This window comes from Myxococcus virescens, assembly GCF_900101905.1.
GTDB lineage: Bacteria > Myxococcota > Myxococcia > Myxococcales > Myxococcaceae > Myxococcus > Myxococcus virescens.
Genome location: NZ_FNAJ01000001.1, coordinates 1,124,862 through 1,139,280, shown reverse-complemented (window position 1 = coordinate 1,139,280; position 14,419 = coordinate 1,124,862). Strand labels below are relative to the sequence as shown.

Here is a 14,419-nt window from a genome sequence, read left to right as displayed (position 1 = left end):
GCCGGCTGCCTCTCAATCTTGGCGCCTCCCCCCGCTGCATTGGAGGTCGCCATGAAGCGTCTGTCCCTCAAGTCCTCATTCGCTGTTGCCAGTTGCGTGAGTGGTATTGCCGCGCTGGCGTTCACGGTCGCTCCCGCGGCGGCGTTCGCGCAGGTTCCCCCACCCGAGTTCACCCTGGTCGAGTGCATGCAGGGAAGCCAGAGCCAGAACTACACGCCGGCCATCTCGCTCTTCGCCCGTCTGGTGGACGTGACGGGCTCGGGGCAGTTCTCGTCCTGTCTGGACGCGACGGACCCTGGGATTGCCTTGGGTTCGTTCACCATCACCGGGAATGGCGCGGCGAGCTGTCTGATGGCGAGCGTGCCCACCCAGAACACCGTGACCTGGAATGACGGCTCGCAGAGCGTCATCGAGTTCCTCGGTGGGGTGGATGTGCGGCCGGTGGGGATGACGATGGTGACGCTGCTGGGCCGGGTCTCCAGCGGCCGGTATGAGAACGCGCTCGCCATCAAGACGATGGACGTGTCGTCCGTGCCCGGGGTGACCCAGTGCATCCTCGGCGGCGTGAGCTCCGCCACGGCGAACGTTTCGTTGACCCTGCTGCGGCTGTTCTAATCGCTGTCTGCGTATTTGATTCGCTGGGGCCCGAGGTCGTGGCCCCAGCCGGGGCGAACCGTGGCTGTCAGGATGGCGCTGCCCGGGGCGACCCTGGCGCCATGCGAATCCTGAAGCTCGAAGCGGAACCGTCGTACCTGTGGCCCTATCTCTCCGCGGCACCCCGAGGTGGAACCGAAACCCAGAACCTGCCTCTCCTGCAGGGGAAGGTTGACGCATTGCCAGCGGGGCTGGATGCCCTGGTGGTGACGTCGGACCTGCAGGGCGTGGCGCCTCGCGCGCTGCTGGGGGGCGCGGTGGCCCTGCTGGGAGAAGTCCTGGCGGATGGGCTCGCGTCCTTGAGCGCGGAGGGCATGTTGCCCCCGCTCGAGCACACGGGCGTGGTGCTGGCGGGGGACCTGTTCGCCGACGACACCGCGCTGGTGCGGGGGGCGTCCGGGGACGTGCGGTCCGTATGGGATGCCTTTGGACAGCAGTTTCGCTGGGTGGCGGGCGTGGCGGGAAATCACGACACCTTTGGCGCCGCGCGCGAGCGGGCGCAGTTCTTCCGCCAGCGTCCGGAGCAGCGGATGCTCGATGGCGACGTGGTGGATGTGGATGGGCTTCGAGTGGGCGGCGTGAGCGGCATCATCGGCCGTCCGGACAAGCCGGGCCGGCGCGACGAGGAGGCGTTTCTTCGGCGCCTTCGTGACGTCATACGACAGGACCCGGAGCTGCTGGTGCTCCACCAGGGACCCGATGTGCCTGGAACGCGCATGCGTGGAAGCGCGGCCATCCGAGAGGGCCTGCCGGCCCGTGACGACCTGTTGGTAATTTGTGGCCACTCGCACTGGGACACGCCGCTGGTGGCGCTGCCCGCGGGGCCCCAGGTCCTCAACGTGGACAGCAGGGCCGTGCTGCTCACGTGCTGAAGGCGCGGGCTCCGCGCCGGCTCCCCCTCAGGGCCTCAGTCGCAGGAGGAATCCATCCCGCGGGCGAGGGTAGGGCGTGCCTTCTGGAAGCGAGCGCGCCAACGCGCCCGCCGCCACCGTGTGGCCGCTCGAATCCACCGCCACCGTGCGCGCCAGGGTGGGGCTTGGACTGGTGAAGCTGCGCACCCAGAGCGAAGCACCGTCCTCCGGGTGGAACCGGGCCACGTAGAGGCCCGCGGGCACGCCGCCGCCGCCCAAATCCAGCCCGCCATCATGCGAGCCCGCCAGGGTGAGCTGCCCGGCATCATCCGTGGCCAGCGCGGTGGCGGTGGCCGCGAAGGAGCGCGCCCAGCGTTCCTTGCCATGGGTATCAAAGACAGTCACGAAGCCCTGATAGCCGTTGGAGGTGTGAGGCTTCCCCCGGAAGTAGAAGCGCCCGGAGAAGTTCCCTCCGACGAAGACGCGGTCAGGCCCCACCGCCAGGGCATTGGCGGTGCCCTCGGTGCCACGCAAGTCCCGGCTCCAGGCGTGCTCGCCGTCCGAAGACAGCTTCAGCACGAAAGGCGTGCGCTGCCGCACCGTGACGAGCGCCGGCCCGCCAAAGCAGACGGAACCCGCATAGGCCCCCGCGACGTGCACGCCGCCAAAGACATCCACCGCCACGGCCCGGGCCGTCACCAGGCCTTCGCCCCCCGCGGTCCAGGTGCGGCTCCAGCGCGTCTGGCCGCTGGCGTCCAGGCTCACCGCGAAGGCGGAGCGCTGGCCCGGTGGAGATTCCCTCACGCCGTCGCCGAAGTCGCGCTGGCCCTGGAAGTCTCCCACCAGCACCACGCCGCCAGTGCCGTCCGGCGCGAGCGCATTGACGGTGAGCGCGCCCGTGCCGTCGAAGTTCCGCACGCGCTCCAGCGCGCCCTGGGGCGACAGCCGGGCCAGGAAGGCTCCGGGCGGGATTTTCACCGCGCCCAGCGCGAAGCCAGCGGAGACGCCGCCCAGCCACGCGTTGCCTTCGCCATCCACGGTGAGCCCGCCCACGTGCGCGCGCGCGGTGTCTGCCTCCGGTGTCAGCCCGTGCGCCCAGCGCAGGGTGCCTTCCGAAGAGAAGCGCGCCACCAGCAGGTGCGGCGCGCTCGATACGTGGTTGAAGGGCAGGGAGCCTCCCCCAAGGTCCAGAGGCTCACGGTAGGTCGCCGCGACGAGGACGTCCCCGTCGGGAGCCACCACGGCATGTGGCGCTTCGCTGTCCCCCAGAACCAGCGGACGCGTCCACGCCAGGACCCCCTCGCCCTCACCTGCAGCCGACCCCGCCACCTCCAAGCCCGGGGCGCGGGCTGCCGCGTGCGCCCTCTCCCCGCACCCCACGAGGAGAAGCCCGAACGCCAGCACCCCGATTGCCCATCGCCGCCGCCCCACCATCCCCGCCCCGGTCTCTCCCCCAACCCCAGCCCCGACAACCCCCTGCCCCTCAACCGCAGAACCTCTTGTGCAAGGGCATTGCCAGACGCCGTGATGGGGCGGCTCCCCTCTGGAGATGGGCGGAACATTGCCCTCGGGGCAGAGGCGGGTGTCGGCGCGCTGAAAAAACTCCCTGTCCGGCAGGGAACGTCGGGGGAAAAACGACGGACTGCCCGGCCTTGGGGGTAGGTGTGTGCCGGGTGCGCCAACGCAAACGCCCGCCAGGTGGCCTGAGGGCCGCCGGCGGGCGCTGAGGTGCTTCCACCTGCTTCAGGGGTGAATCAGAGCACCTTGACCTGAATCTCCTTCAGCACCTGGTCCCCGCGCAGCACCGACACCGTCCAGGCGCCAGGCTTGTTCAGCCGCAGGCCCGTCCACTGCCGCGCGCGCCAGCCCTCGCCCTTGATCTTCACGTCCTTCGTCTCACGCACGACGGTGCCCTGCTTCGACTGCACCATGATGTCCTCGACGGAGTCGCCCTGCGGCACCAGGTAGGCCTGCCACAGCATCACGCTGGTCCCGGCCTTGATGCCTTCCGGGCCGACTTCCGCGATGCACTCGTACTTGTTGGGGCCTTCCTTGGCGACCTCGGTGCAGACCTTGGCCTCCACCAGCACGGGGCCCTGGCCCTGGCCCTTGTAGAAGTAGTTCCAGGTGTCACGCACCGCGTCCGCGTCCGGCGCCTTCACCTGTGCGGCGGCGGGCTCCGCGTCCTGCGCCATGGCCACCGGCGACATTCCCAGCACCGCGCACAGCAGGCCCCGCGTCAGCATCTTCGCCATCTCAAGTCCCCTCGTTCTCGTGATGTGACAGGCCCCCAGGCCCGCCTTGCCAGGCTGGGTCTACCACAGCCCGCGTCGCCGCTCAGCCGAAGAGGAAGAAGGCCAGCGTCACCAGCGGCAGGTACACGAGGAAGGCCACCAGCAGGAATCCCAGGAGCTCTTTGAACTCCAAGCGCGCCACGGCCAGCAGCGGCAGCGCCCAGAAGGGTTGGATGAGGTCGGTGGCCATGTCGCCCCACGCATACGCCAGCACGACCTTCTCCGGCGCCACGCCCAGCCGCGTCGCGGCGTCCAGGAGGTAGGGCGCTTCAATGGCCCACTTCGAGCCGCCGGAGGGGACGAAGTAGTTCACCACGCCGCTGTACAGGTAGACGATGGCGGGGAACGTCTCGCGCGTGGACAGCGACACGAACAGCTCGCCGATGCGCTCCGTCAGGCCGGTGGCCTTGAAGATGCCGTAGATGCCCGCGTACAGCGGGAACTGGAGGACGATGCCGTGCAGCACGGTGCCGGCCTCCTCGCTGGCCTTGAGCAGCCGCGCGGGGGTGCCGTGCAGCAGCACCGCCAGCACCAGGAAGGTGAAGTTCACCACGTTGAGGTTGAGCGCGCGCCAGCCTCCATTCATCCACAGGTGCCGCGCCAGCCACACGAGCCCCAGGATGCCGATGACGGTGTTGAGCAGCCGCGAGTGGTCCAGCCACAGGGCGAAGCTTCGCTCCGCCGGGCGCGGGGGCGGGGTGAAGTCGCCCAGGGACTCCAGCACCGCCGGGTCCACGCGGACGGTGTTCTCCGGCTTGGGGTGCAGCACCCACGCCAGCAGCGTCAGCCCCGCCACCACGGCCAGCGTGAGGCCGATGTTGAAGGGCGAGAAGAGCGTCCTGTCGATGGGCAGCACGCCCAGGCTCTTCTCCAGGAAGTGGCCCGGCGTGGCCACCAGCAGCGGCGCGGAGGCGGACAGGCCCGAGTGCCAGGTGGCGCCCAGGCCGAAGTACGCGCACGCCACCAGCAGCCGGTAGTCCACATCCGGCCGGCGCTTCACCATGAAGCGCACCAGCATGGCGCTGGCCACCAGGGACAGCCCCCAGTTGACGTAGGCCAGGGCCATGGAGACGAAGGCCATCCACGCCGCCGCGCCCCGGGGCGTGCGTGGCACCCGCGCCGCGCGCTCCAGCAACGCGCGCACGGGGCCGGTGAGGGCCAGCAGGTAGCCGGTGAACATCACCAGCGCCATCTGCATGGAGAAGCCGAGCAGCTCCCAGAAGCCGCCGCCCCAGGCGTCCAGCACGGCGGGCGGCGCGGCGCCGGCCCAGCCGGTGGCCAGCGCCATGGTGAGCAGCGTGAGCAGGACGGCGATGGCGAACGCGCTGGGGACGAAGCGCGAAGAGAAGCGGCCGAGGCTCTCCGCGATTCGGACAAGGGTCTCCACGAGGTGTCGCTCCTTGGCAGGGCTGGCACGTTACGGCATGTGCGGCGCGCCGGCGGCGCAATCCCGTCGCGAGTCCTGGCCGCACGAGCCCGGGCACGCAGGCTCCCCTGGCCGCAGGGGTGCCCGGAGAGGGAGGGCGGAGGTTCCTTCCGCGCCGCACGGTGTCAACGCTCCAGGATGCGCCGACTGCTGAGACACCTGCGCTCCGTCCTCCGCGTCCGGCCAGGAAAGCCCGCCATTGGCGCGGGCTTGCGGACCGCGCTGGCCACCTCCGTCCCCCTGGTCCTCGCGTTCCTGTTGGGGGTGAAGGACGCGAGCTGGGGAGGCTTGACCGGTCTCCTGGTGTCGCTGGCCGACAAGGGCGGCTCGTACCGGACGCGTGCGAAGGAGCTGGGCGCGGTGACGCTGCTGGGGGCCCTGGTGGGAGCGCTGGGCGCGCCGGGCGGGTCCATGCCGTGGCTGGACGTATCGTTGATGTGGCTGGGGGTGACGGCGGCGGCCTTCGCGCGGAGCTACGGAGAGACGGCGGGCTCCGTCGGCGGGCAGCTCGCGGTCATCTTCGTCGTGTCGTTGGGCGCGCCCGCGGTGGGGGTGGATGCCGCGCTGGCCCGCGCCTTCTGGCTGCTCTTCGGCGGCCTGTGGGCCATGACGCTGTCCCTGGTGCTGTGGCCCTTGCGGCCCTACCGCCCGGCGCGGAGGGCCATCGCGCGCGTGTACGGGGAGCTGGCGGAGGCGTGCTGGGATTTGGGCCGCCTGTCGCGCGAGGGCGCCAGCTCCCAGGAGTGGGTGGAGGCCGCGGAGCGGCACATGAGCGTGCGGCCCCTCATGGAGCAGGCGCGCGCCACGCTGGGGGCCATGCGCGGCACCCACCTGGGCAGGTCCCGGCGCGGCGAGCACCTGCTCGTGTTGCTCGAGACGTGCGAGCCGATGTCCGCCCAGCTCATCGCCCTGGCCGAGGCCATGGAGGCGGCCGTGCGCGAGCCCCGCTTCCTGCCGCTGCGCGCGCGCGTGGACTCGCTGTGTGACGCCTACGCGGCCATGGCGAGCTGGGTGGAGCAGGTGCTGGTGCGCGAGCGAAATGAAGGCGTCCCGCGCGCGCCCCGGATGGTGCCTCGCTCGCGCAGACGGCGCTACCGGCCCGCTCCAGACATCCGGAACCGCGAGGACCCGCTGTCCCTCCACGTGGAGGCGCTCTTCGGGAAGCTGCGGGAGCTGGCGGGAGTGGCGCACGAGACGGCCGCGGGCCTGCTCCATGGCGACCCGGTGTCCGACCGCGGGCGGAGCGTGGTGGGCCAGGAGCCGCGGCGCGCGCGCTCGTGGCTGGCCCCGCTTCGCGACCACCTTCGCTCCGACTCGCTCGTCTTCCGGCACGCGCTGCGCGTGGGGCTGGTGGCGACGGCGGCGCTGGTGGTGACGCGGGCGCTGGGCATCCGCGACGCCCACTGGGTGAGCCTCACCGTCATCGCCATCCTCCAACCGTATTCGGCCATCACGGAGGAGCGCGCGCTCCAGCGCGTCGGCGGGACGCTGCTGGGCGCATGCCTGGCGGCGGTGATTGCCACGCGCGTGCATTCTCCCTCCGCGCTGCTCGCCGTCATCGTCCTGCTCACGGCGGTGTCGGTGTCCCTCCTGCCCATCAACTTCGGTGCCTTCCAGGTTCTGCTCACGCCCGACTACCTGCTGCTGGCCACGTTGAGCTCGGGGGACTGGAGCCTCGCCGGCCAGCGCGCGCTGGGCGTGCTGGTGGCCTGCGCGCTGGCGCTGACGGGCGCGTGGCTGCTGTGGCCCATGCCGGAGCGCCGCCGCTTCCCGGAAGCCGCGGCGACCGCGCTACGCGCGGATGGTGAATACCTGCGCGAGGTCATCTCCCGGCGCAGCGGCACCCGGCCCGAGGTGGGCGCCGCGCGGCGCACCTTCAGCCTGGCGCTGCTGGACGCGGAGGCCTCTTTCGAGCGGCTCACCGCCGAGTACCACGGCCCGCCCCAGCAGCTCGAGTCAGGCATGGCCGTCATCACCTATGCGCGCCGCTTCGCCACCGTGGTGACGGCCCTGGGCATGGAGCGGCCGGAGGCGGAGGTTCCCGACCAGTTGAAGCAGCTGGCGCACCAGGCGGGGCGCGCGCTCGACGAGCTCGCGGACGCGCTCAGGGACCGGCGCGTGCCGCCACCCCTGCCGCCGTTGAAGGTGTCGTGCAAGACGGATGACCCCGTCTTCGGCGCGTTGCTCGAACGGGTGCCCCGCCAGCTGGGCATGTTGCACGGCGCCGTGTCGCGGCTCAGCAGTGGCTCGGTCCTGCGGTGAGCCGTGTCAGGGCCGGGCCTCCCGTTGCGCCGTCGCGGTCAGCACGGGCAGCGAGACATGGAACGTGGAGCCTCGGCCCAGCTCGCTGTCCACCCAGATGTGACCGCCGTGCCGTTCGATGATGTCCCGGCAGATGTAGAGCCCCAGGCCCAGGCCCCCGAAGCCGGATACGGGCGCGTTGCTCGCGCGGAAGAAGCGGCCGAAGAGGTGCGCCTGCTCCTCCCGGGAGATGCCGATGCCACCGTCCGCCACGCTGAGCACGGCGTTGCCGTCCACGTGAGACAGGGAGACGCGCACGGTGCCGCCCAGCGGGCTGTATTTGACGGCGTTCTCCAGGAGGTTGGCCAGCACCTGCGACAGCCGGCCCCGGTCGCCCATGACGAGGAGGTCCTCCTGGGGGAGCTCGCACATGAAGGCATGCTCCGCGCTGATGCCGCGGAACTCCGAGCACGCCTCGTTCGTCACCTCCAGGAGCGACACGGGCTCGCGTTGCAGCTTCAGCCGGCCCGCCTCCACGCTGGTGGCGTCCACCAAATCATTGACCAGCGCGGACAGGCGGTCCACCTGCGCCATGGCCTTGTCCACGCGCTCGGGCGCGATGGGCTCCCTGGCCGCCAGCGTCCGCTTCAGCAGCTCCAGGTGGAGGCGCAGCGGCGTCAGGGGCGTCTTGAGCTCGTGGGCGGCGATGGAGAGGAAGTCGTCGCGCACGCGAATGGCCTCGTGCGCCTCGGCCAGCAGCCGCTCCTGCGTGCGCTGTGCGTGCACGCGCTCGGTGATGTCGCGGAAGCTCCAGACGCGGCCGGTGATGAGCCCGCGCCGCCGCTGGGGCAGGGAGTAGCGCTCCAGGATGCGGCCGTTGCGCAGTTCGATGATGTCGAAGCTCTCCTTCCATGGCGCCTCGTACAGGGCCTGGACCCGCGAGAAGAAGGCGTCCGGGGCCTTCAACTTCTCGCGCACGGCCGCGAGCAGCGTCGCGTCGTGCATGCAGGCCGTCGGTCCCGTCAGTCCCCAGAGCTGCTCGAATCGGCGGTTGCAGGCGGTGATGTGTCCGTCCCGGTCGACCACCAGCAGTCCGTCCGCCGTCGAGTCGAGCGTGGCCTCCAGCAGGGACACCGTCTGCTCCAGCCGCTCCTGGGCCTGATGCTGCTCGGTGACGTCCACCATGACGCCTTGAAGCCGGTGGGCGCGGCCGTCCTTGGACAGCACGGTGACGATGTCACGCAGCCAGACGACGCGGCCGTCCGCGGCCAGCATCCGGTATTCGAATTCGTGGGGAAGGCACTGCTCCACCGCGGAGTGGCAGTAGGTGGAGGCCCAGCCCCGGTCATCTGGATGCAGGTGCTCTATCCAGAAGTGAGGCTCCGTGAGCCACTGCTCCACCGGATAGCCGAGCAGCCGCTCCGCCTGCTTGCTCACGAAGATGAAGCGGACGGAGGGGTCTGCCTCCCAGACGATGCCGTCGACGTTGTCGATCAGCGCGTCATGTCCACCCCGGGCAGGCGGGCTGACGTCCCCGGCTGCGTCGAGGCCCGGCTCCCTCTCCACCATGGCGCGCTCCCTCCCCTGGAGCGGGGGCTCTCCCGTGTCTCGGACCTTCTTCAATCAATACACCCAGGGGGCCCGGCGCCACCGGCCCCTTACGGCCAGGGGTGCATCGTCCGCCGAATCTCAGGAACCGGGCAGGCCGGGGCGCCCCGGGGCAGGGCCTTGCTTCCTCGCGGGGAATGCGCAGGCGGAGCCATGCGAGGATGGCGCACCGAGCCCGCCCCATGACGCCTCCTCGCCCCGCCCGCGCCCGTGTGCCGCCTTCCCGTGAGGACCGGTGGCTGGGGCGCGTCTTCTTCGGCCCCCGGCGCTTGATGTACGTGGGGCCGCTCGCTCCAACGGACCCGCACGCCCACCCCACCTTTCAGGTCCTGCTGTCCCTGGACGCGCCGGTGCGTCTGCGCGACGCCCGTCAGCAGGAGGTCGAATGTCAGGCGGCCGTCGTTCCTCCGGACGCCGAGCACGCCATCGTGGAAGGCGCCCTGGCCGCGGTGCTGCTCCACGTCCCCGCGGAGGACCTGGTGGGCCGCCGGCTGGCGACGCTGGGCATTGGCGCGGACGCGGCCTCGTGGGGTGAGGCGGGCGAACGTTTGAGGGCCTGTGGCATCGGCCGGTTGCCGATGCGCTGGGCGGAGGCCGAGGCGCAGACGCAGGTCCTGCTGCGTGAACTTCAAGCCGACGCGGGCGTCGCGAAGCCCACCCACCCCGCGGTGAAGAAGCTGCTGCGGCTGCTGCCAGAGGCGCTGGAGGAAGACGTGCGTCTGGCCACGCTCGCTCCGCGCGTGGGCTTGTCGGTGGGCCGGCTGTCGCATCTGTTCAGCGCGCAGGTGGGCTTCCCCTTGCGGCCCTACATCCTCTGGCTGCGCCTGCACCGGGCCGCCGAGCACCTGCAACAAGGCGCGTCCCTCACCGAGGCCGCGCACGCCGCGGGCTTCACCGACAGCGCGCACCTGAACCACGCCTTCCGCCGCACCTTCGGCCTCAAGCCTTCGGAGATTGCCGGCGTGGTGGAGTGGGTGCGCCCGCCCTCGCCATAGCGCGTTCTTACAAGCCGGCGGGGGCTTCGTGGCGCGAAGGTGGCGACATGACCGGGGAGCGTCCATGACGATGAAGGCGAAGCTGCGCGCCGCTTTCGAAGCGGAGCTGCGCGAGGCCCATGAAGCGGAGTCGCGTGCGGAGCATGTGCGTGCCTGGCGGCACCTCGAGCGGGCCCATGTCCTCAGCCAGGCCCACGCGGGCCCTCACGTGCGGGTGCACTGGCGCATGCTGGGGTTCGGGTGGCGCCGGCGGAACGCCGCGGAGTGGGTGGGGCAGGTGGTGCGGCTGCTGGTCGCCGCGCCAGGCTCATGGCTCGGGCGGGCACCGCTGGGAAACACCGGTGGCGCGGACGTGGGCATCCTCACGCCCATGCCCATTCCCGACGACCTGCGCGCCCTGCTGGACGCAGACCGCTGAGGCCCTTTCGCTGTTCACGGCTCGTGCGGTTCTCTTCTCACATTCCGAGGCGCGCGCTGGGGCGAATTACGGTATGGAACGGACATCATGTCCTCTTCCGAGCAACCCGCACGGCAGGACGCACGCGTATCGACTGGCGTGCCTGGGCTTGACGCCGTGCTGGGCGGCGGTCTCGTGTCGTCGGGTGTCTACATCTTCGTGGGGGAGCCGGGCGCGGGGAAGACCCTCTTCGCCAACCAGCTCTGCTATCACCAGGGACGCGCCGGCGCGCGGTGCCTGTATGTCACGCTGCTGGCGGAGTCCCACGCTCGCATGCTGGCCAACATGCGGGACATGGCCTTCTTCGACTCGGCGCTGCTGCCCGAGGGCGTCTACTACGTCAGCGGCTTCCGCACGCTGGAGGAGCATGGGCTGCCGGGGTTGTTGGAGCTCTTGCGGCGCGAGGTGCGCAACCACAACGCCAGCATCCTGGTGCTGGATGGCCTGGTGCAGGCGCAGGAGGCGGCCGGCAGCAGCCGCGACTTCAAGAAGTTCATCCACGAGCTCCAGGTCGCCGCCGGGCTGACGCGCTTCACGGCGCTGCTGCTCACCAGCGCCAACGGTCCCGCCGTCCATCCGGAATACACCATGGTGGATGGCATCCTGGAGCTGCGCGAGCGCACCCAGGGCGTGCGCTCCTGGCGCGAGCTGCAAGTGCGCAAGTTCCGCGGGAGCCCCACGCTGCACGGCGTCCACGCCTTCCGCATCACCAGCGACGGGTTGGAGGTCTTCCCCCGGTTGGAGTCGCGGGTGCAGCGCACGCCGCCGACGGACCCGGGCGCCCATCGCCTCCACTTCGGCGTTCCGTCCCTGGACGCGCTCTTTCCGGAGGGGCTGGCGGCGGGGTCCACCTCCCTGCTGCTCGGTCCGCCCGGCGCGGGCAAGACGCTGCTGGGCAGCAGCTTTCTGGCGGAGGGTCTGAAGCAGGGCGAGCACTGCCTGTACATGGGCTTCTACGAGCCGCCCAACCGGCTGTTGGGCAAGGTGGCATCCGCGGGCATCGACCTGGGCGGCGCCATGGCGGACGGACGGCTCAACTTCATCTGGCAGCCGCCTTCCGAATGCATTCTCGACGTGCTGGCGGACCAGCTCCTGTCGGACGTGCGGCGGCGCAACGTGAAGCGCGTGTTCGTGGACGGGCTCAGCGCCATGCAACAGGCCTCGCCCGAGCCCGCGCGCATCAATTCGTTCTTCGCGGCCCTCACCCAGGAGCTGCGTTGCGCGGGGACCACCACGCTCTTCGGCATGGAGACACCGCGGCTCTTCGGTCCGGTGCTGGACGTCCCGATGGAGGTCGGTCCTTCCGCTGTGGCGGAGAACCTCTTTTTCCTGAGACATGTCGAGCTCGAAGGCCGCCTGCGCAGGCTGCTGAGCATCTTCAAGATGCGTGACACCCACTATGACCCCACCCTGAGGGAGTTCGTCATCACACCCCAGGGAATCGAGGTGCTGCCCCCCTTCAGTGTCGCTGTGGATACCCTGCTCACGGGACTTGCCCGGCATCCGGGCGCTGGCCATTTCTGAACGAACGTCGAGGAGTAGTACCACCCGTATGGAGACGGTCCTGGTGGTGGATGACGAGCAGGGCATCCTGGAAGCCCTGGCGGACCTCCTTCGAGAGGAGGGCTATCGCGTTCTGACGGCCTCTCACGGCCGTGAGGCGCTGGAGCGGATGGCGGAGCTCCGGCCGGACCTGGTCCTCACTGACTGGATGATGCCCGTCCTGGACGGACCGGCACTCATCGAGCGCATCCGGGCTGAGCCGGCCTACAAGGATGTGTCACTCATGGGGATGAGCGCGGTGGACGTGTCCTCGCTGCGGCATCGGTATCCTGGCATGCCGTTCCTCCAGAAGCCCTTCGACATCCACGCGCTGATGCGACAGGTCCGCAAGGCCCTGGATGGAAAGCAAGGCTGAGCCCCATGTTCTACCTGCTCAAGCTGGGCCCCGTGCCACTCAGTCAGGGCAACACGCAGGTCCAGGTGTATCTGCGTATCTCCGACTCCGGAGAGCCCGCCGCGCCCGTCTTTGAATCGGACGATGGGGCGGGGCTGCGGGCCCTGCTGGAAGGGGTGGACGCGGCGGAGGTGCGTTGCGTGCCGGCGCTGGCCGCCGCGGGCGCGGAGCTGGGGCTCACCGTGGCGGAGCCTTCACCGCAAGCGCTGTCTTCCTGCGCGGCCATCGCGACCTTCGTGGCGTGGGGGCAGCGAGGCTTGTCCGGGCTTGGCTCGGACAAGGCGCTGCTCTTCGTGCAGGCGTCGACGGAGTACTGGGATGCGCGGCCCTGGACGCATTGGGATGACAGCCAGCCCTTCGAGGTGGCCGTCACCGGGCCGATGAACCACACCTTCGAGGGGTGCGTCTTCCACATGGGGGACGGACGCGCGGGACTGGCGCTGTACTTCAAGCCGGGCGCGCTGCAGATGCTGATGGAGATGCAGGCGCGTGGCCAGGGGGACGCCGCCACCAGCCTGCCCGCGATTGCCGTCACGCTGGACACGTCCCCTGCGTATGCCGTGGACGCGCTCACCGCCGCGGGGCGCGCGCCGCGCCTGCCGCTGCCCCTGAAGACGGGGCCGGACGGCATCAGCGTGCCGTCTCCGCTGGAGTCCCTGGTGCTGGTGGCGTCGTTGCGCGCGGTGGCCCGGCTGTCACCGGAGCAGCGCGAGGTGCTCAGCAGCGTCGTGGCCGGAGACGAGCAGATGCAGGTGCGCGTCCGCGCGCCCGCGCCCCGCGTCCGGCACTGAGCCCGCCTGCTCCGCCAGCGAGCGCACCGACTTTCACACCGAGTAACGCCGCGTCCGAGCCAGTGTTGGCTGCCGGACGAAGTCCTCCTGGAATGTCGCCTGATGGCCAGCCGGGCGTCCCGGGGGGACTGTTCCAAGTGTGCGAAAGCGCGAGAAAACACGCTCCAGCTGCGAGATTCCCGCAGGACGGCAGCCCGTGCTTCGCCGTCCCGGGACCGACCAGGAACTCATATGGCCACGAAGAAGGTTTCCTCCCGCCGTGCACCTGTCGCGGCTCCCCCTCCACCGCGAATCCGGGAGGATGATTCGCAGTCGCTCGACTCGCGCCAGTTGCTGCGGGTCCTCACCGCCGTCCGCAAGGGCGACTTCTCCGTGCGCATGCCGGTGGACAAGGTGGGCAGCGCCGGCAAGGTGGCGGACACGCTGAACGAAATCATCGAACTCAGCGAGCGCATGGCCCGTGAGTTCGAGCGCATCGGCAACGTGGTGGGCAAGGAAGGCCGCATCACCCAGCGCGGCAACGTGGTGGGCGCGCTGGGCTCGTGGGGCGACTGCGTCGAGTCGGTGAACACGCTGGTGGCCGACCTGGTGCAACCGACGACGGAGATGGGCCGCGTCATCGGCGCTGTGGCCAAGGGTGACCTGTCGCAGACCATGGCCCTGGAAGTGGATGGACGTCCCCTCCGAGGCGAGTTCCTCCGCACCGCCCGGTTGGTGAACGGGATGGTGGAGCAGCTCGGCGCCTTCGCTTCCGAGGTGACGCGCGTGGCCCGCGAGGTGGGCACCGACGGAAAGCTGGGCGGTCAGGCCAAGGTGAAGGGCGTGGCCGGCACGTGGAAGGACCTCACGGACAACGTGAACTCCATGGCCTCCAACCTCACCGCGCAGGTGCGCAGCATCGCCGAGGTGACGACGGCCGTCGCCAAGGGCGACCTGTCGAAGAAAATCACCGTGGACGTGCGCGGCGAGATTCTGGAGCTGAAGAACACCATCAACACGATGGTGGACCAGTTGTCGTCCTTCGCTTCGGAAGTGACGCGCGTGGCGCGTGAAGTGGGCACGGAAGGCAAGCTGGGTGGTCAGGCCGAAGTGAAGGGCGTGGCCGGCACGTGGAAGGACCTCACGGACAACGTGAACTCCATGGC

Annotated in this window: 13 protein-coding genes; 9 read left to right on the top strand and 4 right to left on the bottom strand. The window is 70.3% G+C overall.

The features are described from left to right. Positions 1-51: 51 nt before the first annotated feature. Positions 52-615, top strand: coding sequence for a hypothetical protein (locus BLU09_RS04635; protein ID WP_244171409.1), 564 nt, complete (start codon positions 52-54; stop codon positions 613-615). 101 nt (positions 616-716) lie between these two features. After that, a complete protein-coding gene (locus tag BLU09_RS04630) occupies positions 717-1,526 on the top strand; it encodes a metallophosphoesterase family protein (RefSeq protein WP_090485955.1) in 810 nt (269 codons plus the stop codon). A 27-nt stretch (positions 1,527-1,553) separates the two neighbouring features. Here the strand turns inward: BLU09_RS04630 and BLU09_RS04625 are convergent, their stop codons facing one another. The 3 genes from BLU09_RS04625 to BLU09_RS04615 all read right to left on the bottom strand — a co-directional run bounded on the left by BLU09_RS04625 (position 1,554) and on the right by BLU09_RS04615 (position 5,186). Beyond that, complete coding sequence (locus BLU09_RS04625; protein WP_244171408.1) at positions 1,554-2,747, bottom strand: hypothetical protein; 1,194 nt, start codon at positions 2,745-2,747, stop codon at positions 1,554-1,556. Between the two features lie 512 nt (positions 2,748-3,259). Next, on the bottom strand, positions 3,260-3,760 hold the full coding sequence (locus BLU09_RS04620) for a hypothetical protein (RefSeq protein ID WP_090485950.1): 501 nt from the start codon (positions 3,758-3,760) through the stop codon (positions 3,260-3,262). A gap of 82 nt (positions 3,761-3,842) precedes the next feature. Then, positions 3,843-5,186 (bottom strand): short-chain fatty acid transporter, encoded by a 1,344-nt coding sequence (locus tag BLU09_RS04615; protein ID WP_090485948.1) that lies wholly within the window; start codon positions 5,184-5,186, stop codon positions 3,843-3,845. A gap of 177 nt (positions 5,187-5,363) precedes the next feature. Between BLU09_RS04615 and BLU09_RS39820 the strand changes: the two genes are divergently transcribed. After that, on the top strand, positions 5,364-7,487 hold the full coding sequence (locus BLU09_RS39820; protein WP_090485945.1) for an FUSC family protein: 2,124 nt from the start codon (positions 5,364-5,366) through the stop codon (positions 7,485-7,487). A 6-nt stretch (positions 7,488-7,493) separates the two neighbouring features. On the opposite strand, the gene BLU09_RS04605 is transcribed toward BLU09_RS39820, so the two are convergent. Further along, entirely contained in the window at positions 7,494-9,089 is a 1,596-nt protein-coding gene (locus tag BLU09_RS04605; RefSeq protein WP_244171407.1) for a PAS domain-containing sensor histidine kinase, read from the bottom strand. A gap of 167 nt (positions 9,090-9,256) precedes the next feature. Between BLU09_RS04605 and BLU09_RS04600 the strand changes: the two genes are divergently transcribed. The 6 genes from BLU09_RS04600 to BLU09_RS04575 all read left to right on the top strand — a co-directional run. Then, entirely contained in the window at positions 9,257-10,069 is an 813-nt protein-coding gene (locus tag BLU09_RS04600) for an AraC family transcriptional regulator (protein WP_244171406.1), read from the top strand. A 64-nt stretch (positions 10,070-10,133) separates the two neighbouring features. Then, on the top strand, positions 10,134-10,487 hold the full coding sequence (locus BLU09_RS04595; RefSeq protein WP_244171405.1) for a DUF3703 domain-containing protein: 354 nt from the start codon (positions 10,134-10,136) through the stop codon (positions 10,485-10,487). Positions 10,488-10,574: 87 nt separating this feature from the next. Then, positions 10,575-12,050 carry a DUF7125 family protein gene (locus tag BLU09_RS04590; protein ID WP_090485936.1) on the top strand — a complete coding sequence of 492 codons (1,476 nt, stop codon included), beginning with the start codon at positions 10,575-10,577 and terminating at the stop codon, positions 12,048-12,050. 28 nt (positions 12,051-12,078) lie between these two features. Further along, the gene (locus tag BLU09_RS04585; protein WP_090485933.1) at positions 12,079-12,444 is read left to right on the top strand and encodes a response regulator; all 366 of its coding nucleotides are present in this window, start codon (positions 12,079-12,081) and stop codon (positions 12,442-12,444) included. Positions 12,445-12,449: 5 nt separating this feature from the next. Beyond that, complete coding sequence (locus BLU09_RS04580; protein WP_090485930.1) at positions 12,450-13,274, top strand: hypothetical protein; 825 nt, start codon at positions 12,450-12,452, stop codon at positions 13,272-13,274. A 231-nt stretch (positions 13,275-13,505) separates the two neighbouring features. Continuing rightward, on the top strand, positions 13,506-14,419 hold a 914-nt coding region (locus BLU09_RS04575; protein ID WP_167371038.1), incomplete at its 3' end, for a HAMP domain-containing protein.